The sequence below is a fragment of the Enterobacter cloacae complex sp. CDL013 genome, assembly GCF_049238805.1.
Lineage (GTDB): Bacteria > Pseudomonadota > Gammaproteobacteria > Enterobacterales > Enterobacteriaceae > Enterobacter > Enterobacter hormaechei_C.
Genome location: NZ_JBMKGT010000005.1, coordinates 331165 through 356543, shown reverse-complemented (window position 1 = coordinate 356543; position 25379 = coordinate 331165). Strand labels below are relative to the sequence as shown.

General features: G+C 54.9%; 26 protein-coding genes, 2 tRNA genes and 1 pseudogene. 17 read left to right on the top strand and 12 right to left on the bottom strand.

Annotated elements, in window-relative coordinates; translation table 11 throughout:
• Nucleotides 1-272: 272 nt before the first annotated feature.
• A complete protein-coding gene (gene purR, locus ACOTXD_RS12405) occupies nucleotides 273-1298 on the top strand; it encodes an HTH-type transcriptional repressor PurR (protein WP_003857634.1) in 1026 nt (341 codons plus the stop codon).
• A gap of 17 nt (nucleotides 1299-1315) precedes the next feature.
• On the opposite strand, the gene punR is transcribed toward purR, so the two are convergent.
• Complete coding sequence (gene punR, locus ACOTXD_RS12400; protein WP_003857638.1) at nucleotides 1316-2227, bottom strand: DNA-binding transcriptional activator PunR; 912 nt, start codon at nucleotides 2225-2227, stop codon at nucleotides 1316-1318.
• Between the two features lie 112 nt (nucleotides 2228-2339).
• Between punR and punC the strand changes: the two genes are divergently transcribed.
• Together punC and cfa are read left to right on the top strand one after the other, a co-directional pair.
• Nucleotides 2340-3539, top strand: coding sequence for a purine nucleoside transporter PunC (punC, locus tag ACOTXD_RS12395; RefSeq protein WP_061856167.1), 1200 nt, complete (start codon nucleotides 2340-2342; stop codon nucleotides 3537-3539).
• Nucleotides 3540-3837: 298 nt separating this feature from the next.
• Entirely contained in the window at nucleotides 3838-4986 is a 1149-nt protein-coding gene (gene cfa / locus ACOTXD_RS12390; protein WP_003857641.1) for a cyclopropane fatty acyl phospholipid synthase, read from the top strand.
• A 31-nt stretch (nucleotides 4987-5017) separates the two neighbouring features.
• On the opposite strand, the gene ACOTXD_RS12385 is transcribed toward cfa, so the two are convergent.
• Nucleotides 5018-5659 (bottom strand): riboflavin synthase, encoded by a 642-nt coding sequence (locus ACOTXD_RS12385; RefSeq protein ID WP_003857643.1) that lies wholly within the window; start codon nucleotides 5657-5659, stop codon nucleotides 5018-5020.
• Nucleotides 5660-5884: 225 nt separating this feature from the next.
• Here ACOTXD_RS12385 and mdtK point away from each other — a divergent pair, with 225 nt between their 5' ends.
• The 3 genes from mdtK (at nucleotide 5885) to ACOTXD_RS12370 (ending at nucleotide 7569) form a co-directional block, all read left to right on the top strand.
• Nucleotides 5885-7258, top strand: coding sequence for an MdtK family multidrug efflux MATE transporter (mdtK, locus tag ACOTXD_RS12380; protein WP_061856168.1), 1374 nt, complete (start codon nucleotides 5885-5887; stop codon nucleotides 7256-7258).
• Nucleotides 7259-7411: 153 nt separating this feature from the next.
• Nucleotides 7412-7488, top strand: a tRNA-Val gene (locus tag ACOTXD_RS12375).
• Nucleotides 7489-7492: 4 nt separating this feature from the next.
• A tRNA-Val gene (locus ACOTXD_RS12370) sits at nucleotides 7493-7569 on the top strand.
• A gap of 302 nt (nucleotides 7570-7871) precedes the next feature.
• Here ACOTXD_RS12370 and ACOTXD_RS12365 read toward each other — a convergent pair.
• Both ACOTXD_RS12365 and glgS read right to left on the bottom strand, forming a co-directional pair.
• Nucleotides 7872-8342: an Hsp20 family protein gene (locus tag ACOTXD_RS12365; RefSeq protein WP_003857647.1), complete on the bottom strand. Its 471-nt coding sequence runs from the start codon at nucleotides 8340-8342 to the stop codon at nucleotides 7872-7874.
• Nucleotides 8343-8514: 172 nt separating this feature from the next.
• Nucleotides 8515-8715, bottom strand: a complete 201-nt coding sequence (gene glgS, locus ACOTXD_RS12360) for a cell surface composition regulator GlgS (protein ID WP_022650936.1) — start codon at nucleotides 8713-8715, stop codon at nucleotides 8515-8517.
• A 241-nt stretch (nucleotides 8716-8956) separates the two neighbouring features.
• On the opposite strand from glgS, the pseudogene ACOTXD_RS12355 reads away from it, so the two are divergent.
• Nucleotides 8957-10402 (top strand): annotated as a pseudogene (locus ACOTXD_RS12355) (FAD-NAD(P)-binding protein); the annotation flags it as partial.
• A gap of 28 nt (nucleotides 10403-10430) precedes the next feature.
• Here ACOTXD_RS12355 and ACOTXD_RS12350 read toward each other — a convergent pair.
• Together ACOTXD_RS12350 and ACOTXD_RS12345 are read right to left on the bottom strand one after the other, a co-directional pair.
• Nucleotides 10431-11066, bottom strand: coding sequence for a carbonic anhydrase (locus ACOTXD_RS12350; protein WP_003857662.1), 636 nt, complete (start codon nucleotides 11064-11066; stop codon nucleotides 10431-10433).
• A gap of 72 nt (nucleotides 11067-11138) precedes the next feature.
• On the bottom strand, nucleotides 11139-11921 hold the full coding sequence (locus ACOTXD_RS12345; protein WP_003857664.1) for an MBL fold metallo-hydrolase: 783 nt from the start codon (nucleotides 11919-11921) through the stop codon (nucleotides 11139-11141).
• Nucleotides 11922-12046: 125 nt separating this feature from the next.
• Here ACOTXD_RS12345 and ACOTXD_RS12340 point away from each other — a divergent pair, with 125 nt between their 5' ends.
• A complete protein-coding gene (locus ACOTXD_RS12340) occupies nucleotides 12047-12187 on the top strand; it encodes a hypothetical protein (protein ID WP_003857665.1) in 141 nt (46 codons plus the stop codon).
• Between the two features lie 57 nt (nucleotides 12188-12244).
• Here the strand turns inward: ACOTXD_RS12340 and ACOTXD_RS12335 are convergent, their stop codons facing one another.
• Together ACOTXD_RS12335 and ACOTXD_RS12330 are read right to left on the bottom strand one after the other, a co-directional pair.
• Nucleotides 12245-13651 (bottom strand): DUF1996 domain-containing protein, encoded by a 1407-nt coding sequence (locus ACOTXD_RS12335; protein WP_061856169.1) that lies wholly within the window; start codon nucleotides 13649-13651, stop codon nucleotides 12245-12247.
• Nucleotides 13652-13795: 144 nt separating this feature from the next.
• Complete coding sequence (locus ACOTXD_RS12330; RefSeq protein WP_032609053.1) at nucleotides 13796-13963, bottom strand: hypothetical protein; 168 nt, start codon at nucleotides 13961-13963, stop codon at nucleotides 13796-13798.
• A 245-nt stretch (nucleotides 13964-14208) separates the two neighbouring features.
• On the opposite strand from ACOTXD_RS12330, the gene ACOTXD_RS12325 reads away from it, so the two are divergent.
• Genes ACOTXD_RS12325 through ACOTXD_RS12310 form a run of 4 tightly spaced genes read left to right on the top strand, consistent with a single transcriptional unit; the run spans nucleotide 14209 to nucleotide 17272 of the window.
• Nucleotides 14209-15039 carry an ABC transporter substrate-binding protein gene (locus tag ACOTXD_RS12325; RefSeq protein WP_048241858.1) on the top strand — a complete coding sequence of 277 codons (831 nt, stop codon included), beginning with the start codon at nucleotides 14209-14211 and terminating at the stop codon, nucleotides 15037-15039.
• 1 nt (nucleotide 15040) lies between these two features.
• The gene (locus tag ACOTXD_RS12320) at nucleotides 15041-15856 is read left to right on the top strand and encodes an amino acid ABC transporter ATP-binding protein (RefSeq protein ID WP_061856170.1); all 816 of its coding nucleotides are present in this window, start codon (nucleotides 15041-15043) and stop codon (nucleotides 15854-15856) included.
• Entirely contained in the window at nucleotides 15856-16602 is a 747-nt protein-coding gene (locus ACOTXD_RS12315; RefSeq protein ID WP_061856171.1) for an amino acid ABC transporter permease, read from the top strand. Before ACOTXD_RS12320 ends, ACOTXD_RS12315 begins: the two co-directional genes overlap by 1 nt.
• Nucleotides 16586-17272 carry an amino acid ABC transporter permease gene (locus tag ACOTXD_RS12310; RefSeq protein WP_003857674.1) on the top strand — a complete coding sequence of 229 codons (687 nt, stop codon included), beginning with the start codon at nucleotides 16586-16588 and terminating at the stop codon, nucleotides 17270-17272. The genes ACOTXD_RS12315 and ACOTXD_RS12310 overlap by 17 nt, the downstream gene beginning before the upstream one ends.
• Here ACOTXD_RS12310 and fumD read toward each other — a convergent pair.
• The 4 genes from fumD to ACOTXD_RS12290 form a co-directional block, all read right to left on the bottom strand.
• Nucleotides 17253-17462 (bottom strand): fumarate hydratase FumD, encoded by a 210-nt coding sequence (gene fumD, locus ACOTXD_RS12305; protein WP_003857676.1) that lies wholly within the window; start codon nucleotides 17460-17462, stop codon nucleotides 17253-17255. The genes ACOTXD_RS12310 and fumD overlap by 20 nt on opposite strands.
• Nucleotides 17463-17570: 108 nt before the next feature.
• Nucleotides 17571-18383 (bottom strand): MetQ/NlpA family ABC transporter substrate-binding protein, encoded by an 813-nt coding sequence (locus ACOTXD_RS12300; RefSeq protein ID WP_003857677.1) that lies wholly within the window; start codon nucleotides 18381-18383, stop codon nucleotides 17571-17573.
• Between the two features lie 23 nt (nucleotides 18384-18406).
• The gene (locus ACOTXD_RS12295) at nucleotides 18407-19075 is read right to left on the bottom strand and encodes a methionine ABC transporter permease (RefSeq protein WP_045332075.1); all 669 of its coding nucleotides are present in this window, start codon (nucleotides 19073-19075) and stop codon (nucleotides 18407-18409) included.
• On the bottom strand, nucleotides 19068-20090 hold the full coding sequence (locus ACOTXD_RS12290; protein ID WP_022650926.1) for a methionine ABC transporter ATP-binding protein: 1023 nt from the start codon (nucleotides 20088-20090) through the stop codon (nucleotides 19068-19070). The genes ACOTXD_RS12295 and ACOTXD_RS12290 overlap by 8 nt, the downstream gene beginning before the upstream one ends.
• 400 nt (nucleotides 20091-20490) lie before the next feature.
• Between ACOTXD_RS12290 and ACOTXD_RS12285 the strand changes: the two genes are divergently transcribed.
• The 5 genes from ACOTXD_RS12285 (at nucleotide 20491) to lpp (ending at nucleotide 25366) form a co-directional block, all read left to right on the top strand.
• Nucleotides 20491-21861: a pyridoxal-phosphate dependent enzyme gene (locus ACOTXD_RS12285; RefSeq protein WP_022650925.1), complete on the top strand. Its 1371-nt coding sequence runs from the start codon at nucleotides 20491-20493 to the stop codon at nucleotides 21859-21861.
• 12 nt (nucleotides 21862-21873) lie between these two features.
• Entirely contained in the window at nucleotides 21874-23019 is a 1146-nt protein-coding gene (locus ACOTXD_RS12280) for a trans-sulfuration enzyme family protein (protein ID WP_061856172.1), read from the top strand.
• Nucleotides 23020-23092: 73 nt separating this feature from the next.
• Nucleotides 23093-23389, top strand: a complete 297-nt coding sequence (locus ACOTXD_RS12275) for a hypothetical protein (RefSeq protein WP_418249985.1) — start codon at nucleotides 23093-23095, stop codon at nucleotides 23387-23389.
• Nucleotides 23390-23396: 7 nt separating this feature from the next.
• Nucleotides 23397-24818 carry a pyruvate kinase PykF gene (pykF, locus tag ACOTXD_RS12270; RefSeq protein WP_003857687.1) on the top strand — a complete coding sequence of 474 codons (1422 nt, stop codon included), beginning with the start codon at nucleotides 23397-23399 and terminating at the stop codon, nucleotides 24816-24818.
• 311 nt (nucleotides 24819-25129) lie between these two features.
• The gene (lpp, locus tag ACOTXD_RS12265) at nucleotides 25130-25366 is read left to right on the top strand and encodes a murein lipoprotein Lpp (protein WP_001082307.1); all 237 of its coding nucleotides are present in this window, start codon (nucleotides 25130-25132) and stop codon (nucleotides 25364-25366) included.
• Nucleotides 25367-25379 lie beyond the last annotated feature (13 nt).

Genomic DNA, 25379 nt, shown 5'->3' with positions numbered 1-25379 from the left:
ACGAAAAGTGAGCTTGCTCATTTTTACACAGTTCAGGTCAAAAATCTTCCAGGATTTAAACGGATATCCACTTTACCTCTTCCCCTTTTCATCAAGATAGGACAAAATTCCACGCTAAATTTATTAGCGTACCGGCCACTGACCCCCTCCTGACGTCCTGTGTCGTTTTCCCGGCGTGTCGCAACTCATGTTTGCGTAATAAGGGTGAGAGAAGGCAAACGTTTACCTTCAATTTTTTCAGGAGCTTAGGATATGGTCTGGAGTGACATTTAATGGCAACAATTAAAGACGTAGCAAAACGCGCAAACGTTTCCACTACAACCGTATCACATGTTATTAACAAAACGCGTTTCGTCGCTGAAGAGACGCGTAATGCCGTCTGGGCGGCAATCAAAGAACTGCACTACTCGCCAAGTGCCGTCGCCCGCAGCCTGAAGGTTAATCACACCAAATCGATTGGCCTGCTGGCCACCAGCAGTGAAGCGGCCTATTTTGCTGAAATCATCGAAGCCGTTGAAAAAAACTGCTTCCAGAAAGGCTATACCCTGATTCTGGGCAATGCGTGGAACAACATTGAAAAACAGCGCGCTTACCTGTCAATGATGGCGCAAAAGCGCGTCGACGGCCTGCTGGTAATGTGTTCTGAATACCCTGAGTCGGTCCTTTCCATGCTGGAAGAGTATCGCCACATTCCGATGGTGGTCATGGACTGGGGCGAGGCGCGCGCAGACTTCACCGACTCCGTTATTGATAACGCCTTTGAAGGCGGCTACATGGCGGGGCGTTATCTGGTAGAACGCGGTCATCGTGAAATTGGCGTGATCCCGGGTCCTCTGGAGCGTAACACCGGTGCTGGCCGTCTGGCCGGTTTCATGAAAGCGATGGAAGAGGCGCTGATCACCGTGCCGGAAAACTGGATTGTTCAGGGCGACTTCGAGCCGGAGTCAGGCTATCGCGCCATGCAGCAGATCGTCTCCCAGCCGCATCGCCCTACCGCGGTGTTCTGCGGCGGTGACATCATGGCGATGGGCGCGCTATGCGCGGCAGATGAACTTGGCCTGCGCGTCCCCCAGGATATCTCGGTGATCGGCTATGACAACGTGCGCAACGCCCGCTTCTTTACCCCGGCGCTGACCACCATTCACCAGCCGAAAGATTCGCTGGGTGAAACGGCCTTCAACATGCTGCTGGACAGGATCGTCAACAAGCGTGAACAGTCCCAGTCCATTGAAGTTCACCCGCGCCTGATAGAACGCCGTTCCGTTGCGGACGGTCCGTTCCGCGACTACCGTCGTTAATCACTTTCCGGGGCCAGCTATGCTGGTTCCCGCAACCACTCCCGGTTCAGCGTTTCGCTGTCTCCCAGATAATCCAGCAGCCAGGCCATCGCGGGCGAGACGTCGTTTTGCTGCCACGTCAGACAGCATGCGGCATCCGGGAAGGGGTTTTCCAGCGTCAGAGCGACCCACTCTCCCGCGTCGATGCGCGGGCGCGCAAAATGTACCGGCACCATGCCAACGCACAGCCCCGCGCTCAGACAGGTGGCTGACGACTCCCAGTCCGGCGCGACCACGCGGCGCTGATTATCCAGCAACCAGGTAATGCGCTTGGGCAGCGAGCGGGAGGTATCTTCCAGCACCAGCGAGGGCCAGTTGCGTAATGTGTCATCGCTCAGCGGCCCTTCCAGCGCTGCCAGCGGGTGATCGCGCGCGACCACGCAGGTCCAGCTCAGCATGCCCATGTCGCGAAACGCGTAGCGCCCACCAACCGGGATCGCCTGGGTTGCACCAATCGCCATCTCCGCCCTGCCGTCCGCCAGCGCATCCCAGACGCCGTTGAACACTTCCTGCGAAACACGCAGTTCGACGTCGGAAAAATGACGATAGAAATCGACGATCATCTGCCGGGTCCGCTCCGGCTTAACAATGTTATCCACCGCGATAGCGAGATGCCCGCGCCAGCCGTTGGCGATCTGCTGGCACTGCTCACGGGTGATCTGCATTTTTTTGATGACAGACCGCCCTTCCTTCAAAAACCACGCTCCGGCAGGCGTGAGCTCCACGTCGCGATGACGCCGCTCGAACAGCGGCACCGCCAGCCACGCTTCCAGCTGACGCACCGTGTAACTGATCGCCGAGGGAACGCGATGCAGCTCCTGGGCAGCGCCGGTAAAGCTGCCGTTACGCGCCACGGCATCAACCACTTCAAGGGAATAATCTGACCACATCTTTAGCCTGCAAATTTTTTGAATGCACCCGCCAAATATTAGCGTTTCACAAGCCGCTTTGCACTCCCTACACTCTGCGCCAACGTACACCTGCCTCCTCAGGAGAAAAAAAGTGCAACCCAGGAAAGGATTTTTAGTCTGGCTCGGCGGCTTAAGCGTGCTGGGCTTTTTGGCGACCGATATGTATCTGCCCGCGTTCGCCGCGATGCAGGAAGATTTGCAAACCCCTGCCGCCGCCATCAGCGCCAGTTTGAGTTTGTTCCTCGCCGGTTTTGCTTTTGCGCAATTGCTGTGGGGGCCGCTCTCGGATCGTTTTGGCCGTAAACCCGTCCTGTTGTTGGGGCTGGCGATTTTTGCCGCAGGCTGTCTGGGCATGCTGTGGGTCCGCGATGCCGCCTGGCTGCTGGCGCTGCGCTTTATTCAAGCGGTCGGTGTCTGTGCCGCTGCGGTGACCTGGCAGGCGCTGGTAACCGATTACTACCCCGCCTCGCGCACTAACCGCATATTCGCCACCATTATGCCCCTGGTCGGCCTGTCGCCGGCGCTTGCCCCGTTACTGGGCAGCTGGATCCTGGCGCATTTCGACTGGCAGGCCATTTTCGCCACGCTCTTTGCTATTACGCTGGTCCTGATGCTGCCCGCGTTCGGGCTTAAACCGGCGCATAAAAAAGAGACGCATCCGGACGCGAAGCCCATCACCTTTACCTCTTTAGTGCGGTCGAAAGCCTATCGCGGTAACGTGCTGATTTATGCCGCCTGCTCTGCCAGCTTCTTTGCCTGGCTGACCGGTTCGCCGTTCATTCTGCATGACATGGGCTACAGCCCGGCGGCTATCGGCCTGAGCTATGTACCACAGACCATCGCCTTCCTGGTGGGTGGCTATGGCTGTCGCGCCGCGCTGCAAAAATGGGAAGGCCAACAGATGCTGCCCTGGCTGCTGGTGCTGTATGCGCTAAGCGTGATTGCGACCTGGGCTGTCGGCTTTATTCCCGGCGCCGGGCTTGCAGAAATTTTGATTCCGTTCTGCGTCATGGCGATCGCTAACGGGGCCATCTACCCTATCGTTGTAGCCCAGGCGTTGCGTCCATTTCCGCAGGCGACAGGCCGCGCTGCCGCGCTGCAAAATACCCTGCAACTTGGCCTGTGCTTCCTGGCAAGTCTCGTGGTCTCTGCGTTGATTGCAACCCCGCTGCTCACCACTACCAGCGTGATGCTGATCACCGTTGCGCTGGCGGGATTGGGTTATCGCATGCAGTCCTCCGCGCTTCGCGAGCAGAATGACAATGCACAAACCGAAACGTCGCACGCCTGATTGCGCGGGAAACTATGTTAAAAACCAGTGATTAGGTAGCTAACAATTTTCTGTTGAATCACCAAATTTTGCGGCCTATACTGAATTTGGTTCGATTAAATACGATAAATATTAAGTGTTAACGGGAGCCGGAGCGCTCCCGTTTTACCATGGAAGGCATTTCGGCAAGGGTTATCTCCCTTCCTCTGTTCTACGTCGGATATTAGCCTCGCGGGCATTTACCGTGAGATTTCTCACAAACCAAAAAAGCGTCTACGCTGTTTTAAGGTTCTGATCACAGCAAGGTGATGGAGAAGCTATGAGTTCATCGTGTATAGAAGAAGTCAGCGTTCCGGACGATAACTGGTCCCGGATCGTCAGTGAACTGTTGGGACGTGCGGGCATTACGATTAATGGCTCATCCCCCTCCGATCCCCAGATAAAGCATCCCGATTTTTTCAAACGCGTGTTACAGGAGGGATCGTTAGGGCTGGGTGAAAGCTATATGGACGGCTGGTGGGAGTGTGAGCGGCTGGATATGTTCTTCTCCAGCGTATTACGCGCCGGTCTTGAAAAACAGCTCCCTCGTCATTTCAAAGATACCTTACGTATCGCCTCCGCCCGCCTGTTCAATCTGCAAAGTAAAAAACGGGCATGGATCGTCGGTAAAGAGCATTACGACCTTGGTAACGATTTGTTCAGCCGTATGCTCGATCCTTTAATGCAGTACTCCTGCGGATACTGGAAAAAAGCGACGACCCTGGAAGAGGCGCAGCAGGATAAGCTGCAACTGATCTGCGATAAATTGCAGTTACAGCCCGGTATGCGTGTGTTGGACATCGGCTGTGGCTGGGGTGGTCTTGCCTGGTTTATGGCGAAAAATTACGGCGTCAGCGTAGTCGGCGTCACGATTTCGGCTGAACAGCAGAAGATGGCGCAGGAACGCTGTCTGGGACTGGATGTTGATATTCGGCTTCAGGACTACCGCGACCTGAATGAGCAGTTCGATCGTATTGTTTCCGTAGGTATGTTCGAGCACGTGGGGCCGAAGAACTACAAGACCTACTTTGAGGTCGCCGATCGTAACCTGAAGCCTGACGGAATTTTCCTGCTACACACCATCGGCTCTAAGCGCACCGATAACAATGTGGACCCCTGGATCAACAAATATATCTTCCCGAATGGCTGTTTACCCTCTGTTCGCCAGATTGCGAACGCCAGCGAACCGCATTTTATTGTGGAAGACTGGCATAACTTCGGCGCAGATTACGACACGACTCTGATGGCCTGGCATGAACGTTTCCAGGCTGCATGGCCTGAAATCGCCGACAACTATTCGGAACGATTCAAACGGATGTTTAGCTATTATCTGAATGCCTGTGCGGGCGCGTTCCGTGCGCGGGATATACAGCTGTGGCAGGTGGTGTTTAGTCGTGGGATTGAGCACGGCTTGCGGGTGGCTCGCTGAAAAATTAACCCCGGTTTCCCGGGGTTAATTTTTATTCTTCTTCCACGGTCTTTATTATCGCCGCCTCTTTCGCCGCCAGCACGCGCTCAACGGTATCCACGACCGCCTGGGTCTGCGGATCAATTTCGATATTTACGCGCTGCCCCAATTTTTTTGCGCCAAGCGTAGTACGTTGCAGCGTTTCAGGAATTAAATGCACGCAAAAACGCGTTGGCGTCACTTCACCGACGGTCAGACTAATCCCATCGATGCCAATAAATCCTTTATAAAGGATGTATTTCATTAATGACGGATCCTGCACCTTGAACCAGATTTGACGGTTATTTTCCGAGGTCACGATTTTCGCCACTTCTGCGGTGGTCATAATATGGCCCGACATCAGATGCCCACCAATCTCATCGCTGAATTTCGCCGCGCGTTCAACGTTGATGATATCTCCTACCACCAGCTCACCCAGGTTAGTGATGCGCAGCGTCTCTTTCATTAAATCAAAGCTAATCTGATTACCGTTAATTTCGGTCACCGTCAGGCAGCAGCCGTTATGCGCTATCGACGCCCCGGTTTCAATGCCGTCGAGCATATATTCAGGCAGCTCAACCACGTGAGTGCGGAAATTCGGTTTTTCATCAATGGACACCACTTTGGCAGTGCCCTGCACAATACCAGTAAACATGCTTACAGCTCCTGTTCATTCCGAACGGCGATGACACCGTATAATCCCACCACAATAACAGTTGAAAAAACAGGTTGCCAGTGATGCGCAATTTCTGGCGATTTTTTCACTAGATAATTAGTTAAACCCCGCTACAATAGCTGGCATCCCTCTGTTTTTTCTTCTTGCTGCCAGTAACGGCGGCCTTTTTAGTCTCTCAAATAACTACAATACAAAGGTGTTCACGTGCAGAAGTATATGATCGAAGCGCGTCAGTTATTGGCACTGGCCATACCGGTGATCGTCGCGCAGGTAGCCCAAACCGCAATGGGATTTGTGGATACGGTAATGGCCGGTGGTTACAGCGCCACCGATATGGCCGCCGTGGCGATCGGAACCTCAATCTGGCTCCCGGCCATTCTGTTTGGTCACGGCCTGCTGCTGGCGCTAACGCCCGTCATCGCACAGCTTAACGGCTCCGGTCGACGTGACCGCGTGGCCCATCAGGTGCGCCAGGGCTTCTGGCTGGCCGGGTTCGTCTCCGTCCTGATTATGATCGTCCTGTGGAACGCCGGGTATATTATTCGCGCCATGCATAATATCGACCCGGCGCTGGCGGATAAGGCGGTCGGTTATCTGCGCGCCCTGCTCTGGGGCGCGCCCGGCTATCTGTTCTTCCAGGTGGCACGTAACCAGTGTGAAGGGCTGGCAAAAACCAAGCCGGGCATGGTGATGGGCTTTATCGGCTTGCTGGTGAACATTCCCGTGAACTATATCTTCATTTACGGTCATTTTGGCATGCCGGAACTCGGCGGCGTGGGCTGCGGCGTGGCGACGGCAGCGGTGTACTGGGTGATGTTCGGAAGCATGCTCACCTACTTTAAGCATGCGCGATCCATGCGCGACATTCGCAACGACACCACCTTTAGCACGCCTGACTGGTCGATGTTGACCCGCCTGACACAGCTGGGTCTGCCCATTGCGCTGGCGCTGTTCTTTGAAGTGACGCTGTTTGCCGTCGTCGCCCTGCTGGTCTCGCCGTTAGGGATTATTGATGTGGCAGGCCACCAGATCGCGCTGAACTTCAGCTCTTTGATGTTTGTTCTGCCGATGTCGCTGGCGGCTGCGGTGACGATTCGCGTGGGCTTCCGTCTGGGGCAAGGTTCTACGCTGGATGCGCAAACGGCTGCCCGCACCGGGCTGGGCGTCGGCGTCTGCATGGCGGTCTGTACCGCCCTCTTTACCGTGCTGTTGCGTGAGCAAATTGCCCTGCTCTATAACGACAACCCGGAGGTAGTGACTCTGGCCTCGCACCTGATGCTGCTGGCGGCCATTTATCAGATATCTGACTCCATCCAGGTTATTGGCAGCGGCGTGCTGCGTGGGTATAAAGATACGCGTTCCATCTTCTTTATCACCTTTATCGCTTACTGGGTGCTGGGTCTGCCGAGTGGTTACATTCTGGCGCTCACGGATCTGGTGGTGGATCGCATGGGGCCAGCCGGATTCTGGATGGGCTTTATCATCGGCTTAACGTCTGCGGCCATTATGATGATGCTGCGCATGCGTTTCCTGCAACGTCAGCCCTCTACGGTTATTTTGCAGCGCGCTGCACGTTAATGACCCTGTAGCCGCCGGCTGGCGGCTACTTTCTCTTCACTTTGCGCGGTAATGAAGCAATCGCGTGAAATCAGAGAGAAAAATGCATTTTCCCTCTTGCCACCTTGGTGCTGTGCCGCTAATATTCGTCCCCGTTGTCACCGACAACACAATGCGTTCATAGCTCAGTTGGTTAGAGCACCACCTTGACATGGTGGGGGTCGTTGGTTCGAGTCCAATTGAACGCACCATCTTGCGTCTGTAGCTCAGTTGGTTAGAGCACCACCTTGACATGGTGGGGGTCGATGGTTCGAGTCCATTCAGACGCACCAATCTGTTTTCTCTCACATTTCATTCCCGTTCAGCCTCATGCAGAGGCAGCAAACCTTTTAAGCACATCGAAAGTGACCTCCAGCCCGCGCGTACAGGGAAAAGCGGAATGGCATAAGCCATTTTTATCCGTCCAGGCAAAGCATTGACGACTTCAAAAAATGGAGCTGGAGGCGGTCCTGGTACAATAGCAAGAGGTCGTTACAGCATTCGCGACTTAAATAGCCAGTGGCCAGAAAAGCGCCCCATCAGGTTAGCAAAACGCCCGGCGTTTGCCGGGCGTGAAAACAACGTCAGTCAACGATTACGGCTTATGTTCAATCGCCGGGTTGTTGTTGATAGCGATGCGCTGCGGTTTCTCTTCTTCCGGGATATCCTGGTGTAATTCAATTGCCAGTAAGCCGTTTTCCAGCGAAGCGCCGGTCACTTTCACATGCTCCGGCAGACTATAGCTGGCCCGGAAGTCGCTGCGGCTGATACCCCGATGGATCCACCCTTCTTCGCCGTTTTCGGTTTTCTCCTCTTCACGTTTACCGCTGATATTCAGCTGACCGCCAACGGTTTCAATTTCCAGTTCGCTCTCTTTCCAGCCCGGCACGCTGAGCGTCAGTTCATAGCGGTTATCGCCCAGCCGCCGGATATTGTAAGAAGGCGTGGAGGGCAACGGCGTACTGCCGGTTAGCTGGCTAAAAAGGCGATCGATACGGTTAAAACGGTCCGCAAACAGAGAGTCGGAGAGATCGTTCAACACGGGAAAGGTTCTGAGAGTCATCATGTACCTCCTGAACAGTAAAAAAGAATATTCAAAAAGTTCATGTCTTATGGGCAGGTGTTCCTTACCCGCTTTCTATATGAGGTTATCGCAAAATATTTCAACCTCAGGAGCCTGCAAAAATGTAGCTGGAACTTAAAAAAGCAACGGGCCGTTAAGCCCGTTGTTCGTTACATCATCGCAGTTCTATTACTCTCGCCCGCTCAGCCTGCTTTCGGTAGTGGTCATATCGCTCCCGGAACCATGCCTGCTGTTTATTACTCATATTGCCGGTCACGGCATCGATATCAACTGGCTGGCCCAGGGCGTACATACGGGCAAAACTGCGTGCCAGAAAATCAAAATTCTTTAATGCGTTTATATCTTGTCGCTTCATTAGCATATCCCTTCAGTCGCTGTGGTTACTGTTCAAGGTCATATGCTTTTCTGATCTCAGTATCCGCCTGAAAAAGATCGATTTTTGAGCGATGTGTGCGCATCCATCTGCCAGTGTTCACATTTCAGGAGCGACAAAACTCTTCAGCCCTGGTCATGATTTTCCCTCCCTTTTATCACTCATGCAGAAAACCTAAACGCCAGCCATGCAGTAAGTTCGCCACGTATCCGGAAGGTGCGAACGGCGTGCTTTAATGCCAATCGCCAGTATTGAAATACCGCCCATTTTCATCACTTACCTGGACTGGCTCAAACAGCAGAATGCGGCCCGCCTTGCCCGCTATAACGTCGACAGTGAGAAGCTGCACGACCGGCAATTTCTGCCCCGTATTCTGCTGGGTGAATATTTCCACGACCGGTTTCTCGCTGTCGCTGCCGAGGCGAAAAAGGCTGGGTTTCATATCGAGGTTCACCCCAACGCAGAAGTCACTGATATTAAGGCTGATGCAGACGGCGTGGCCCTTTCAGTAAACAATGCCCCTTTCTCAAGGCGGTTTGATCTTGCGGTTGTTGCCACCGGCCACGTCTGGCCTGATGAAGATGAAACCACCCGCGCATATTTCCCAAGCCCATGGTCAGGGCTGATGGACGCGGAGATCCGAGCCTGTGAGGTGGGGATCATGGGTACATCCCTCAGCGGGCTGGACGCTGCAATGGCGGTTGTGATGCAGCATGGCCGGTTTAGCGGGAAGCAGTTCGTTGTCAATAAAGGCAGCGAAGGGCTAAAAATCATGCTGATGTCCCGCACGGGCGTTCTGCCGGAGGCCGATTTTTACTGCCCTATCCCTTATGAACCACTGTCGGTGTTAACGGATTGTGTGGTGGCAAGCGAAATCGACAAAGGCGCGGGTGGGCTGCTTGACCGCATCTTTGCGCTGATGGTGAAAGAGCTTGAGCTGGCCGATCCGCGATGGTGTCAGGCGATAGCGCTCGGCACGCTGAATGCCGACACGCTCCGTGATGCCTGGTTTGAGGATCGTAAAAAGCATGGTCCTTTCACCTGGGCCGAAGCGAATCTGAAAGAAGTGGAGCGCAACAAGCGCGAAAAACGCACCGTTGCCTGGCGCTATACCGTGCTTCGTCTGCATGAAGTGGTACAGGCCATCGTCCCTTCACTCAATGAGCATGACAGAGAGCGGTTTAAATCCGGGCTGGAGCGTGTGTTCATCGATAATTATGCCGCCATTCCACCGCAGTCTATCCGCCGGTTACTGGCGCTGCGCGAGGCAGGGATCATTAGCGTGGTCGCACTCGGTGATGATTACGACCTGGATATCGGCAGCGATCAGACCGTCATCACCACGGCAAAAAAAAGTTACCGCTTCGACGTGTTTATCGACGCGCGCGGACAAAAGCCGCTCAGAAACAAGGACATTCCCTTTCCCACCCTGCGTAAACAGCTTGCGGGAACCGGCGATGACGTCCTGGACGTGGGGGAAGACTATACGTTGCTGGCGCCTGCATCACTGCGGGGGCGTATCGCTTTTGGGGCAATCCCCTGGCTGATGCACGATCATCCGTTTGTTCAGGGTTTGTCTGAGTGCGCTGAAATTGGTAAAGCGATGGCGAAAGCGGCTGGAAAACCTGCGTCGGGCGTGCGAAGGAAGTTACCTTACATGGAGTTTTAACAGGGCTTCCCTGCCCTGCGGTGTCGGATTACTCGAAGAAGACTTCCGGGTTTTCCGACAACGACACGAACGATTTAGTGTTCTTGTCCAGGGCAAGGATTTTGCCGCTTTCGATGTCATATACCCAGCCGTGCAGGCGAATGGCATTGTTGCGCAGGCCTACCGCCACCGACGGATGGGTCTTGATGTTGCTCAGCTGCGCAAAGACGTTTTCCTGCACCATCGCATTCACTTTATCGATTGGCTTATCCCAGGTTTTCTTCTCCACCACCGCTTTTGCCGCATCAGAATAGCGCAGCCAGTGGGAAACGGCCGGCATCGGCTCCAGATCGGCGTTGTCAGCAATCGCCTTCATCGCGCCGCAGTTGGAGTGGCCGCAAATAACGATATCGGTCACGCCCAGGGCCACGACCGCATATTCGATGGTCGCAGAGACACCGCCAGGCTCCGGCCCGAACGGAGGCACAATGTTGCCCGCGTTTCGAATGACAAAGAGCTGTCCTGGCTCCTGTTGCGTAACCAGTTCCGGAACCAGACGGCTGTCGGAGCAGGAGATAAACAGCGCTTTGGGATTCTGACTGGACGCTAAACTACGAAAAAGCTCTTTACGTTGCGGGAAAATCTCTTTTTGAAAGCTGAGAAAACCTTCAATGATATGTTGCATAGCCATTTCTCTTTTATCTGTTTTAGTTTAGGTATGATCGCGATCACACTCGTAAAATTTAACCACCGCGTCTTAGCGGAGACAAGCAATATATTTCTGGCCCGACCGCTGCACGATCTCATCTGCGTTCACCGGGATGTTCTGCCCTTCAAAGGCCCCGTACAGGCGCTGGTACGTTTTCCCGGTCAGTCGGCCGATCACCGACTCAACGGTGCGGGCAGGCAGCGGCAGCATATTCGGATAACTCCACATAAACGACACGGCGTCTTTTCCGGGTGTAACCTGCAAAATATCACCGGCCAGCAGCACACCGTCGCCTGACTGCCAGTGCAGCACCGTGCCGCCTGCAAAATGCCCGCCAAGCCTTAGCAGAGTCACCAAAGGCATAATCTCCAGGGCGTCCTCCTCCCAGAAGCGTATCGCCGGGCTGTCACGCATCACCCACTGCCGATCGCTGGCGTGGAGGTAGATCGGCGCGTTAAACGCGGCGGCCCACTCCTGCATGGTGGTGTAGTAATGCGGGTGCGAAATCGCGATCGCGCTGATGCCCCCGAGCGCGTCAACTAACGCTCTGGTCGCCGGGTCAAGATTGGCGATGCAGTCCCACAGAACATTGCCCTGTGGCGTACGCAGCAGAAGCGCGCGCTGGTTGATGGCAAAAGCGGGAACGGTTTTGATGCTGAACAGCTGCGGCTCCAGCTGTTGCCATTTGTTGGTGTGCGTGGTCGTAAGGCTGTCGAAGTCCGTCCATGCCTGGCCCGTCACCGGGACATACTGGCGCTCATCGTCGCAAATCGGGCAGTTTTTGGGCTGTTCATCGTAAGCGGTACCGCAGGTTTTACAGAGTGTAATCATCGGCTTTCCTCAGCAATAAAGCACTGAGTATGGCAGGGATTATCCATATGTGCTGAGGGGTGCCTGGCCCGCTTTTTTTGACTTATACTGTGCCAGTATCAAAAACTGAATAACGCAGGTGGCACATGGAAATTGATCTCGATAACTTAGTCTTTAACGGGCTGGATGAAGCAGAAGAGCGCAACGCGGAACGTCTCGACGATGCGGATAAAAAAGCCCAGGCGATTGTCGCCGATGACGACTGCGGCGATGCCTGCAAGATCTGAAGAAAAAGCACCGGGCTCCCCGGTGCTTTTTTTATGGATGCCTTTTGCTACCCGATATCAGATCTCCGGCGTTTTGCTAAACCCGGTCAGCATCAGAATCAGGCTTTGTGGAGATGACCCCGTCTCAAACTGATAGTGATTTCCCTGACGATCGCCACCGATATACCACGAAATTTCGGTCTTCCCTTCTGCCAGCGCCTTACGCACCGCTTTATCCACGTCCACCATCCGGTATTCGCGGGAGTGGTTCAGGTAAAGCACCGCATCCGAGCGGTAGTTGCAGGACGGTCGTGAATGCCAGCTTACGGTGGCCGGATCCCAGTCGTTACTCGCCGGATAGAAGAAGATTTGATCCGCGCCGTTGGTTTCCACTTTCCCGCCAAAAATTCTTACGCGGTATTTAAACTGGGCAGGATCCTGTCCGGCAGGCAGCGGTGGAATGTGGAACTTCACCAGCGACAATGTTTCGCTGTTTTTCGTGCGTCCACCGTTCTTCCAGTTATCCTGCACCAGTAAGACCTGGGGATCGGGCTGTGAAAGTGCGGGTTCCATGCTGCTGAGCCAGACGTTGGCCTTCGCTTTTGAATAACCATACGGCACGGTGGTGCCGCAATCCATTCCGCGGTTCATGCACAGGTCGGTCATAAAGCGCGCGGCATCTTCCGTCCAGCCGTTCATGAAGTCAGCATGTGCCGTATACAGGCTACCCCACCGCTCTTCACGCTCACTGCCATGCATGATGGGGTCGAGGGAAAGCTGGACTTTACTGGTATCCAGAGAGCTAATTGTCGGGAGCACGTACGCAATATTCATGTTCACCGTCGGGATCTTCACCGGGAAGGCGGACGGACACTGTCCTTTCGTATCGTAGGTGGCGTTAGCCAGGCCGTGGGCGGGCTTCAGGTTGACCCCGTCCCAGCAGTTCGGGAACTGAATGCCGATATTAAACTGCACGGCATCCTTCGCCTTGCGTAAGCCGCAGACTTCACCCGTTCTGGTGGTGTAACCCTTGCCATTGGCGCATAAAAAGGTGATATGCGGATTTTGCGCGGTGCCGTGGTGATCGCCCGCCAGCAGCGACAGCCCCGCCGGGAACGGGTGCAGCGGCCAGGCGTCAACGTTCGATGCTTGATAATAGGTTTTTTGATAGGCGGGTTTGACCACCGTTCCGTCCGGCAATTTTAGCGACGGAGCCCAGTAGGCCGAGCTGTCTGCTTTGTTATCGCAGGTGGTCTTTTCCTGGGTACGCAGCGATTCACAGCTGGAGTAAGCATCCGTATGCACGTTACCAAAAAAATCGTGCAGCATAGCCTCGTTGGGCATGCCGAACATCATAATGGCATCATCGCCGAGGGTGTGGGAATAACTGCATACAACATGTGCCTGTGGACCAGCGTGTGCCGCCTGCATGGTAAGCAGAAGTGCGGTGGCAGAAAGCGCGGGGGTTAATACTGTCCGTTTCATTATTATCTCCATCTGTGAAAGGAGATAGTGGTAACAAAACGGCCATCAATTACCGAGGATTAGCCTGGGTATTTTTCCCTTCATCCTCGCTTTACAGGCACCACGCACAACTCATTCCAGTACATTTCGCGCGTCCGGCGCAGTTCAGCGTGACGTTTTATCATGGAACCACTCCGGGTCGATGTTGGCTACGTCCACGCCATACAGGCTGGCGACAGGCAGTATTGACTCAAGAACACGTTGCGCGCTGTTCTCCGCATTCGCTGGTCGGGGCGCAAAAAACCGCCGTAACGTGCTTATCCATTTTTTCATCGTCATTACCCTTCTCGCTTAACCTGTCCTCAGTTAAACACCCAAATTGCGCCGGGGGGAAATATCAAAATCCACTGTCGATGTGCAGGATCTGCAAATAGCGCCCCACCGTCTGCTCTCTTCTTTAACACCTTGTTCACTCATGCTTTTTTTCTCATAGCAAAGAACGATTTCTTATTTGGCGATAGCTTTCCCTTATGGGAGCGTAACGGGGTAAAACAAAAACAACGGGATGGCGTATGACTATGGCTGCAAAAATGAAAGGGTTTAAAAAACGGGCGCAGGTTCTGGGATTAGTGGCAGCCTGGGGCCTGGTTTCAGCGCAGGCGCAGGCCGATCGGCTGGCGGATATCAAGGCAGCAGGCGTGGTGAAAGTGGCCACATTTGATGCTAATCCACCCTTTGGCTCGATTGATGCCAAAACGCATGAGATCGTGGGTTACGATGTGGACTTCGCCAAAGCGCTGGCGAAATCGCTCGGCGTCAAGCTTGAACTGGTCGCCACCAATCCGGCTAACCGCATTCCGCTGCTACAGTCCGGAAAAGCGGATCTCATCGTGGCGGATATCACCATCACCCCGGAACGCGCACAGGTCATTGATTTCTCGACGCCTTACTTCGTCACCGGCCAGCAGTTCCTGGTCCCGGTAAAATCACCGGACAAGCTTGATGACTATAGCCGGGCACGCATTGGCGCCGTAAAAGGTACGACGGGTGAACAGGCGCTGCACCAGCGTTTTCCGCAGTCCCGCGTCCTCTCTTACGATGACATCCCGCTGGCGCTGACGGCACTGCGCAATGGCAACGTGCAGGCCATTACCCAGGACAGCACCATTCTGGCTGGTCTGCTGGCGCAGGCGCCGGATAAAGCCGACTTCAAAATCCTGCCCGACCTGCTCAGTAAAGAAGAGATTGGCGTGGGGGTGAAAAAGGGTGAAACGGCGCTGCTGAAAGCCGTTAACGATGAGCTGGTTAACCTGGAGAAAAACGGCCAGGCGGCAAAAATCTATGACGTCTGGTTCGGTCCAGGCACCCCTGCTCCACAGCCTCGTAACTTTAAAATAGAAGCCCGGTAATATGCTCTCAGGTTTATTTTCGCACTCCGCGGCCAATGCCGCGGATTTTTCACGTCTGGAACAGGCCAGCGTTGAGTTTCGCCATGTGGACAAACGCTACGGCGACCATCCGGTTTTAACCGACATTAATCTCACCATCATGCCGGGTGAAGTGGTTGCCATTCTCGGCCCTTCGGGTTCCGGAAAATCGACCCTGATTCGGCTTATCAACCAGCTTGAAAGCCTGAGCGGCGGGGAGATTCTGGTCGACCACAAGCCGACCGGACAGCTTTCCGGCAGCAGGCTACGTCAGTTACGCAGCCGCGTCGGGTTTGTGTTCCAGCAGTTCAATCTCTATGCCCACCTTACCGCCAGCCAGAACATCACCCTGGCACTGGAGCACGTTCACGGCTGGAAACACCTGCCCGCCCAGGAGCGCGCGCTGGCGCTGCTGGAGAAGGTCGGCATGCTGGAGAAGGCGCACCGCTACCCTGCTGAACTTTCCGGCGGACAACAGCAGCGCGTGGCGATTGCCCGCGCTCTGGCCTCGTCGCCGCAAATCATTCTCTTTGACGAGCCAACGTCGGCACTCGACCCGGAGATGATTGGCGAAGTGCTGTTGGTGATGAAAGCCCTTGCCCACAGCGGGATCACCATGATTGTCGTCACCCATGAGATGCAGTTCGCCCGGGAAATTGCCGATCGAATCGTCTTTATCGACGGTGGACACATTCTGGAAACCACGCCCCCGGCGCAATTTTTCAACCAACCGTCGCATCCGCGTGCGAGGCGGTTCCTGCAAAAAGTGCTGGATCCGCTGCATCAGGAGCAACCGTAATGCCCGCTCTGGACTGGCAGGGGGTGCTGGCCGGACAGCCCCTGCACTGGCTCCTCTCCGGATTTCTCACCACTCTGTGGGTGACGCTGGCGGGGATTATGCTGGCCAGCCTGCTCACCTTGTTCTTTATGCTTTTGCGGCTTTCCGGGGGACGTTTCGGGACATTGATCGTCAGCGGCTGGGTATCGCTGTTTCGCAATACGCCGCTGCTGGTACAGCTGCTGTTCTGGTATTTCGCCGCCTGGAACGGGTTGCCGCAGGGGCTGCGTGACGCGGTGAACGCAGACCACAGCTGGTCCATTCTGCCCGGTGACGTCTGGTGGTTTACGCCTGAATTTTTATGCTCCACCTGGGGGTTAGGCGTATTTACCTCGGCGTTTTTAATTGAAGAAGTCGAATTGGGGCTCCGTTCCGTACCTGCCGGGCAACGGGAGGCGGCGCTCGCCCAGGGATTTTCCTCATGGCGTCTGTTTCGCTACATTCTTCTGCCACAGGGGCTCGCTAACGCCTGGCAACCCGTCGTTGGCCAGTACCTTAACCTGATGAAGCTCTCCTCACTCGCGAGCGGAATTGGCTTCGCCGAACTGACCTACCAGGTCCGCCAGATAGAAAGTTACAACGCCCATGCCCTGGAAGCCTTTACCGTCGGTACGGTGCTCTACTTACTTACCGGGATGGTGACGGGGAGCGTGCTGGTGCGCCTCGGCCCCCATTCAGGGAGGAAAAATCATGATCCCCGGATTTAACGTTATTGTCGAAAACCTGGATTATCTGCTTTGGGGACGTGCGATTGCGGGAGAACCCGGCGGCGTACTGCTCTCACTGCTGATGGCCGCTGGCGCCGCCGCGCTTGCCCTGCCCGGCGGGATTGTGCTGGCATGCGTCGCCTGGCGCTATCCCGGCGTGGTGCGCAGTGCGCTGTTTGCGTGGGCAGAGTTGATTCGCGGGATCCCCCTGATCTTCGTAATATTCTGGATGTGGTATCTGCTGCCGCTGATAACCGGCAGGGATCTCCCTGGCGCGACGACCGTCACGCTGGCGCTGGCCTGGTTTACCGCGGCTGCGGTGATGCATTCGGTATTAGCCGGACTGAGAGCCCTACCGTCGGGCCAGAATGAGGCCGCGCTTTCTCAAGGGTTCAGTACGCAGCAAACGCTGTGGCGCGTGCTGCTGCCGCAGGCGCTGAGAAATATTCTGCCGTCGCTGGTGGGGATTTTTATCAGCCTGCTGAAGGATACGTCGTTGGCGTTTATCGTGAACGTTCCTGAACTGACCACGGTGGCGGGACAGGTCAACAACCGGGTGCAAATTTACCCGGCGGCCATTTTTATCTTTACGGGTGTGATCTATTACCTGCTCTGCTGCTCGCTTGAGCTGCTCGCGAAGCGCTGGCGCGTTAGCCGGCCAGCGCTTTAACCACCGTTTCCATCGCTTTGGTGGTCAACTCACTGCGCTTAACGCGCTGGTTCGCCAGCGCGGTACGCAGTACGCCCGCAATGACAATATGTTTCGGCTCCTGCCCTAAATCACGCATTTCGAGAACGACCTTGCCTACCACCCGACACATCTCCTGGTACAGCGCTTCGTCTTTGGTCACATTGCCCATTGCCATCACTCCGTTGCCCTAAACCGTCAGCTTAAATCATTCGTCGGCTGGATACAAAAAAGAAGCCCGGCGTGTTGTTCGCCGGGCTTCGTCTGGAAAATCAGTCGATTAGTTGTTAACCGGGATGACTGCGCCTTTGTATTTGGTGCGGATCCAGTCCTGAATCTCTTTGGAGTGCAGCACGTTCACCAGCGCGACGATATCCTTCTTCTTCTCGTCACCGCGATGAACGGTAATGATGTTGGCGTACGGGTTATTCTCACCGCTTTCAACCGCAATTGGATCGTGGACCGGATCCAGGCCAGCATCAATCGCGTAGTTGGCGTTGATCACCACCGCAGCACCTTCGTCGTTGTTGTACATCTGCGGCAGCAGAGACGCTTCGACGTTAGGGGTAAATTGCAGCTTTTTCGGGTTCTCCACGATATCGCTGATGCGCGCGGTCACTTTATCGATGCCCGGCTTCAGCTTGATCACGCCCTCTTTTTCGAAGATAGAGAGAATACGCCCTTCCTCGGAAACCGCATCACGCATGATGATTTTGCCGCCTTCCGGCAGATCCTTCAGCGATTTGTATTTTTTTGAATAGATACCGATCGGCTCAATGTGGATTGCGCCCGCACTGACAAAATCATAATCCTTATCGCCCGCGTGATCTTTCAGCACGCTGTTCAGGTAAGGGATGTGCTGGAAATAGTTGGCGTCAATGTCATGCCCCGCCAGCGCAGTGTTTGGCAGTATGTAGTCCTGGAAGGGTTTAATCTCCAGATCGATCCCCTGCTTCGCCAGAATCGGCTTAGCCTGCTCCAGAATTTCCGCGTGGGGGGTATTGGACGCCCCCACGGTGAGCGTGTCCGCCCAGGAGGCAAAGCTCAGGGCGCTCAGGGTTGCGGCGGCGATCAGTGTCAGTGTCTTTTTCATGATGTGGTTCCTGTGTGTATTTATTAGCGTTTATCTAACAGTGAAGTAATGGCATCGCCGCAGAACTGGATAATGAACACGATGATCAGAATGGTCACCGTTGCCACCAGCGTGACGTCACCATGGTTGCGCTGGAAACCTTCCAGATAAGCCAGATTTCCCAAACCGCCGGCACCTATCACCCCTGCCATTGCGCTGTAGCTCACCAGCGCAATCAGCGTCACCGTCATACCTGAAACCAGTGCGGGTGAGGATTCCGGCAATAAAACCCGAAACACTAACGTGCTCAGCCGCGCGCCCATCGAACGCGTGGCCTCAATGACCCCTTTGTCCACTTCTCGCAGGGCAATCTCGACCAGACGGGCGTAGAACGGCGCCGCGCCCACAATCAGGGCGGGCAGCGCGGCGTTAGCGCCAAGAATGGTCCCCACAACGGTCTTGGTGAACGGGATCAGCAGAACAATGAGAATAATGAACGGAATCGAGCGGAACACGTTCACCACAATCGACATCACGCTGTAGACCGTGCGGTTGTGGAATAACCCGCCGCGGGCGGTTAGAAACAGCGCCAGACCGAGCGCGATCCCCAAAACAAACGTCGCCACGCCGGAAAGCGCAGTCATGTAGAGCGTCTCCTGGGTTGCAGCCCAAAGTTGATCCCACTTCAGGTGCGGAAAGAGTTGTTCAGCCATGCTTGATTACCTCGCCTTCAATATCGCTTTGCTTCAGGTCGGCGAGGATATTGTTCAGTTGTTCATCCGATGCCACCACGTGCACCCAGAGCTGGCCGAAAACACCGTGGGCGGTTTGCGTCATTTTGCCGTGCAGAATGTTAAACGGCAGGCCGTAGCGCAGGGTTAGTTCACCGACGATCGGCCTGTGCGTGCTGTGCCCGGTGAAGGTCAGCCTGATTACCGTGCCTTCCAGATCGTTTGCCAGTTCGGTATTGAAGGTCTCTTCCTCCGCGTACTGGCTCACCTGGCGGACAAACTGCCGGGTGATCGGCTGCTGCGGATGCGTAAACACGCTCAGTACGTCCCCCTCTTCCACCACCTTACCGTTCTCCATAACCGCCACGCGGTCGCAGATTTTGCGCACCACGTGCATCTCATGCGTAATGAGTACGATGGTCAGGTTAAAGCGACGGTTAATGTCCAGGAGCAGATCGAGGATCTGATCGGTGGTTTGTGGATCCAGCGCCGAGGTGGCTTCATCACACAGCAGTACGTCCGGATGATTGGCCAGCGCGCGGGCAATGCCCACACGCTGTTTTTGCCCGCCGCTCAGCTGCGACGGGTAAGCATTCTCGCGTCCCTTCAGGCCGACCAGCTCCACCAGCTCGGCAACGCGAGCCTGAATTTGCGCTTTTGGCACACCGGCAATTTGCATTGAAAAGGCGATGTTTTCCTTCACCGTGCGCGACCAGAGCAAATTAAAGTGCTGGAACACCATGCTGATTTTCAGGCGTGCCTGACGCAGCGCTTCTCCCTTCGCGGCGGAGATATCCTGACCGTTAATGGTGACGCTGCCGGCGCTGGGCTTTTCCAGACCGTTCAGCAGACGGATCAGCGTACTTTTCCCGGCCCCGCTGTAACCGATGATCCCGTAAATCTGTCCCTGTTCTATCGTCAAGTTGACGTTATCAACGGCTGTCAGCGCCAGCTTCCCGTTGTCAAAGACCTTCGAAATATTGCTGAGTACGATCATTCTTATTCGTTATCCGTTACGCATATAGCGGTTTAGCAGTATGGATGTCCAAAAGATAGTAAACAGCCGTTATCAGCTTTTAAATGACCAAAAAAGAATTTCTTATAATTCTGCGGAATAAGCAGCGAACTGGCGGGTGAAAAAGCATTTAGATGAATATCAGCAATAATTATCTGCCATTTGCATATCAGGTCACACTCACCCGGCGAAATCGGTTAATTTTGCAGCACTTTATGCGGATTTAGCCATCCTCACATCCGGACAACTTTACGTCTTGCTGTCTTTCCATCTGAAAACACAAGGATTATTCCTTTCTGTTCTTAAACCTGGTGAAACGTTCTTTATTGAGAAAATTTCATGGTTCTATCATCCGGTCATCACCTCTTCACAGGACATGACCATGACGCTTTACCACTCCGTCACCGAACTGATTGGCCGTACGCCGCTCATCCAGCTGCACAAGCTGGACACCGGCCCCTGCTCGCTGTTTCTGAAGCTGGAAAACCAGAATCCCGGCGGCTCGATTAAAGACCGCGTCGCGCTGTCGATGATTAACGAAGCCGAGCGTACGGGCCAGCTAAGGCCCGGCGGCACCATTATTGAAGCTACGGCGGGGAACACCGGCCTGGGGCTGGCGTTGATTGCGGCGCAGAAGGGCTACTCGCTGATCCTGGTGGTGCCGGACAAAATGAGCCGCGAGAAGATTTTCCACCTGCGCGCGTTAGGGGCGCAGGTCGTGCTGACCCGCTCGGATGTGAACAAAGGGCATCCGGCCTATTATCAGGATTATGCCCTGCGGCTGGCGAATGAACTGCCAGGCGCGTTTTATATCGACCAGTTCAGTAACGCGGCCAATCCGCTGGCGCATCGCACCACTACCGCACCGGAACTGTTTGAACAGCTTGACGGCCAGATCGATGCCATCGTCGTCGGCGTGGGGTCCGGCGGTACGCTGGGCGGCTTACAGGCGTGGTTTGCAGAACATTCGCCGCAGACGGAATTTGTGCTTGCCGATCCGGCCGGGTCGGTACTGGCGGACCAGGTTGAGACCGGACGCTATCACGATGCCGGCTCGTGGCTGGTTGAAGGGATTGGCGAAGACTTTATTCCTCCGCTGGCGCACATCGAGGGGGTTAACCGCGCCTGGCGCATTACCGATCGCGAGGCGTTCACCACCGCCCGCGATCTGCTAAAAACGGAAGGGATCCTGGCAGGCTCCTCCACCGGCACGCTGCTGGCGGCAGCGCTGAAATATTGCCAGGCGCAGACTACGCCAAAACGTGTGGTCACCTTCGCCTGCGACAGCGGCAATAAATACCTCTCGAAGATGTTCAATGACGACTGGATGCGCCAGCAGGGGCTGATTTCGCGTCCGCAGGCAGGCGATCTCTCGGACTATATTGCCCTGCGCCACGATGAAGGCGCGACGGTGACTGCCGCCCCGGACGACACGCTTTCTACCGTGCTGGCCCGCATGCGCCTGTACGACATCTCTCAACTGCCGGTGCTCGATGACAACAAGGTCGTCGGCATCATCGACGAGTGGGACCTGCTGCGACACATCGGGGGAGATGCCGATCGCTTCTCCCTCCCCGTGACGGCGGCCATGACGCGTCAGGTTGAATATCTGGATAAGCAGGCCCCGGAGAGCGCCCTGTACGCCATCTTTGACCGTGGCCTGGTGGCGATTATTTATGACGAAAACCGCTTTCTGGGTTTGATCACACGCAGTGACGTACTCACCGCCTGGCGTAACCGCCTGACAAAATAAAAGGAGCAAAAGATGAAAAACCTGGCCACCCTCAGCGTTCACAGTGGTGAGTATCACGACCCGCACGGCGCCGTGATGCCGCCAATTTACGCCACGTCGACGTTTGCGCAACCGGCACCGGGTGAACATACCGGCTACGAATACTCCCGGAGCGGCAACCCAACCCGCCATGCGCTGGAGACCGCCATCGCCGAACTGGAAGGCGGCACGCGCGGGTACGCCTTCGCGTCAGGGCTGGCGGCCATTTCCACCGTGCTCGAACTGCTGGATAAAGACAGCCATATCGTCGCCATTGACGACGTGTATGGCGGTACGTATCGCCTGATCGAAAACGTGCGCAAGCGCAGCACCGGGTTACAGGTGAGCTGGGTTAAGCCGGACGATGTAGCCGGACTTGAGGCCGCCATTCGCCCGGACACGCGCATGATCTGGGTGGAAACGCCAACGAACCCGCTGCTGAAACTGGCCGACCTGGAGGCCATCGCGGACATTGCCCGGCGCCATAATGCGATCAGCGTGGCGGATAATACCTTCGCCTCCCCGGTCATTCACCGGCCGCTGGAGGCGGGGTTCGACATAGTGGTCCACTCCGCCACCAAATATCTCAACGGTCATTCAGACGTGGTTGCCGGGCTGGCTGTTGTGGGGTCGAATAAGGATCTGGCGGAGCGTCTGGGCTATCTGCAAAACGCGATTGGCGGCGTTCTGGATCCGTTCAGCAGCTTCCTGACGCTGCGGGGCATTCGCACCCTCTCACTGCGCGTTGAGAAGCACAGCGCCAATGCGCTGGCGATTGCGCAATGGCTGGAGCAGCATCCGCAGGTAGACAGCGTGTTCTATCCCGGGCTGGCATCACATCCCCAGTATGCGCTGGCCCGCAGACAAATGGCGCTGCCGGGCGGCATGATCTCCGTTGTGATTAAAGGCGATGCGCAGCGCGCGACAGAGGTGATCCGTCATCTTACGCTCTTTACCCTGGCGGAAAGCCTTGGCGGTGTGGAGAGTCTGGTGAGCCAGCCCTACAGCATGACCCACGCCTCCATTCCACTGGCGCAGCGTCTTGCAAACGGCATTGTGCCGCAGCTTATCCGCCTGTCGGTGGGGATTGAAGATGCGAAGGATCTGATCGCCGACCTTAAACAAGCGCTGAAAAAGTGAGCAAAAAACGGCGGGCGTTGCGCCTGCCGTCATAAGATGACATTAGGCCTTAACGCCTTGATAACAAACTTATGTGAATCTGCACAGATTGTTTTTGAAACGCTGTTTCCATTTTCCTTTTTACTGTAAATCAGCGTATAATGCGCGCCAAATCCCTGGTGAATGGTTTCAGCGCTTGGAATACAAAAAACAACGTACAACTTCTCCTCTCCTTCGTTGGGCTGGCACTCAGGCACACTTTCTTCTGCACGCTCATTTGATGTCACCTATTCTTAGTGCGTGTCATATACTCTTTCGCAACACAGGTTTGACTCCGCGGCGGTGCGCCCCCGGAGCGAGATTTCCATATCCTTCCCAACTTAAAGACTAAGACTGTCATGAAAAAGACGAAAATTGTTTGTACTATCGGCCCGAAAACCGAATCCGAAGAGATGCTGAGCAAAATGCTGGATGCCGGCATGAACGTGATGCGTCTGAACTTCTCCCACGGCGACTATGCTGAACACGGCCAGCGTATCCAGAACTTGCGCAACGTGATGAGCAAGACCGGGAAAAAAGCGGCAATCCTGCTCGACACCAAAGGTCCTGAAATCCGCACTATCAAACTGGAAGGCGGTAACGACGTTTCCCTGAAAGCGGGCCAGACCTTCACCTTCACCACCGACAAATCCGTTGTGGGTAATAACGAAATCGTTGCCGTGACCTACGAAGGCTTCACCAGCGACCTGTCTGTTGGCAACACCGTGCTGGTAGATGACGGCCTGATCGGCATGGAAGTGACCGCTATCGAAGGTAACAAAGTTATCTGTAAAGTGCTGAACAACGGCGATCTGGGCGAAAACAAAGGCGTCAACCTGCCGGGTGTGTCCATTGCTCTGCCAGCGCTGGCTGAAAAAGACAAACAAGACCTGATCTTCGGCTGCGAACAAGGCGTGGACTTCGTTGCTGCCTCCTTTATCCGTAAACGTTCTGACGTGGTTGAGATCCGTGAGCACCTGAAAGCGCACGGCGGCGAGAACATCCAGATCATCTCCAAGATCGAAAACCAGGAAGGCCTGAACAACTTCGACGAAATCCTCGAAGCGTCTGACGGTATCATGGTAGCGCGTGGCGACCTGGGCGTTGAAATCCCGGTTGAAGAAGTGATCTTCGCGCAGAAGATGATGATCGAGAAATGTGTTCGCGCGCGTAAAGTGGTTATCACCGCAACGCAGATGCTGGACTCCATGATCAAAAACCCACGCCCTACCCGCGCTGAAGCAGGCGACGTTGCGAACGCCATCCTCGACGGTACCGATGCCGTTATGCTGTCTGGCGAATCTGCAAAAGGGAAATACCCTCTGGAAGCGGTCAGCATCATGGCGACCATCTGTGAGCGTACCGACCGCGTGATGAAAAGCCGTCTGGATTACAACAACGACAGCCGTAAACTGCGCATCACCGAAGCCGTGTGCCGTGGTGCGGTAGAAACCGCCGAGAAACTGGAAGCCCCGCTGATTGTCGTGGCGACCCAGGGCGGTAAATCTGCGCGTGCCGTGCGTAAATACTTCCCGGATGCGACCATTCTGGCGCTGACCACCAACGAAACCACCGCGCGTCAGCTGGTGCTGAGCAAAGGCGTAATCCCACACCTGGTGAAAGAGATTGCCTCTACCGATGATTTCTATCGTCTGGGTAAAGAAGTGGCTCTGGAACTGGTTGATTGTGGCCTGGCTCAGAAAGGCGACGTGGTGGTTATGGTTTCTGGCGCGCTGGTTCCAAGCGGCACCACCAACACGGCATCTGTCCACGTGCTGTAATATTTCACGAACAAATTATTGTTTTGTTAAAAAGCGTCCTTCGGGGCGCTTTTTTATTCCCGCCTTTAACCAGAACTATTCAAAAAGCAAATCGGGTTTTTCTATTTAATCGCGATTTATCTAAGATGAATCCGATGAAAAATGCCTTTTTTAACATAGCTTTTTCGTCAAAATTGCCGATTTCGTTGCTTCTTTGAGCGAACGATCAAAAATAGGCGTAATCCCATCAAAAAAATATTCTCAACCCAAAAAACTTTGTGTAATACTTGTAACGCTACATGGAGATTAACTCAATCTAGAGGGTATTAATAATGAATCGTACTAAACTGGTACTGGGCGCGGTAATCCTGGGTTCTACTCTGCTGGCAGGTTGCTCCAGCAACGCTAAAATCGATCAGCTGTCTTCTGACGTTCAGACTCTGAACGCTAAAGTTGACCAGCTGAGCAACGACGTGAACGCAATGCGTTCCGACGTTCAGGCTGCTAAAGACGACGCAGCTCGCGCTAACCAGCGTCTGGACAACCAGGCTACTAAATACCGTAAGTAATAGTACCTGTTAA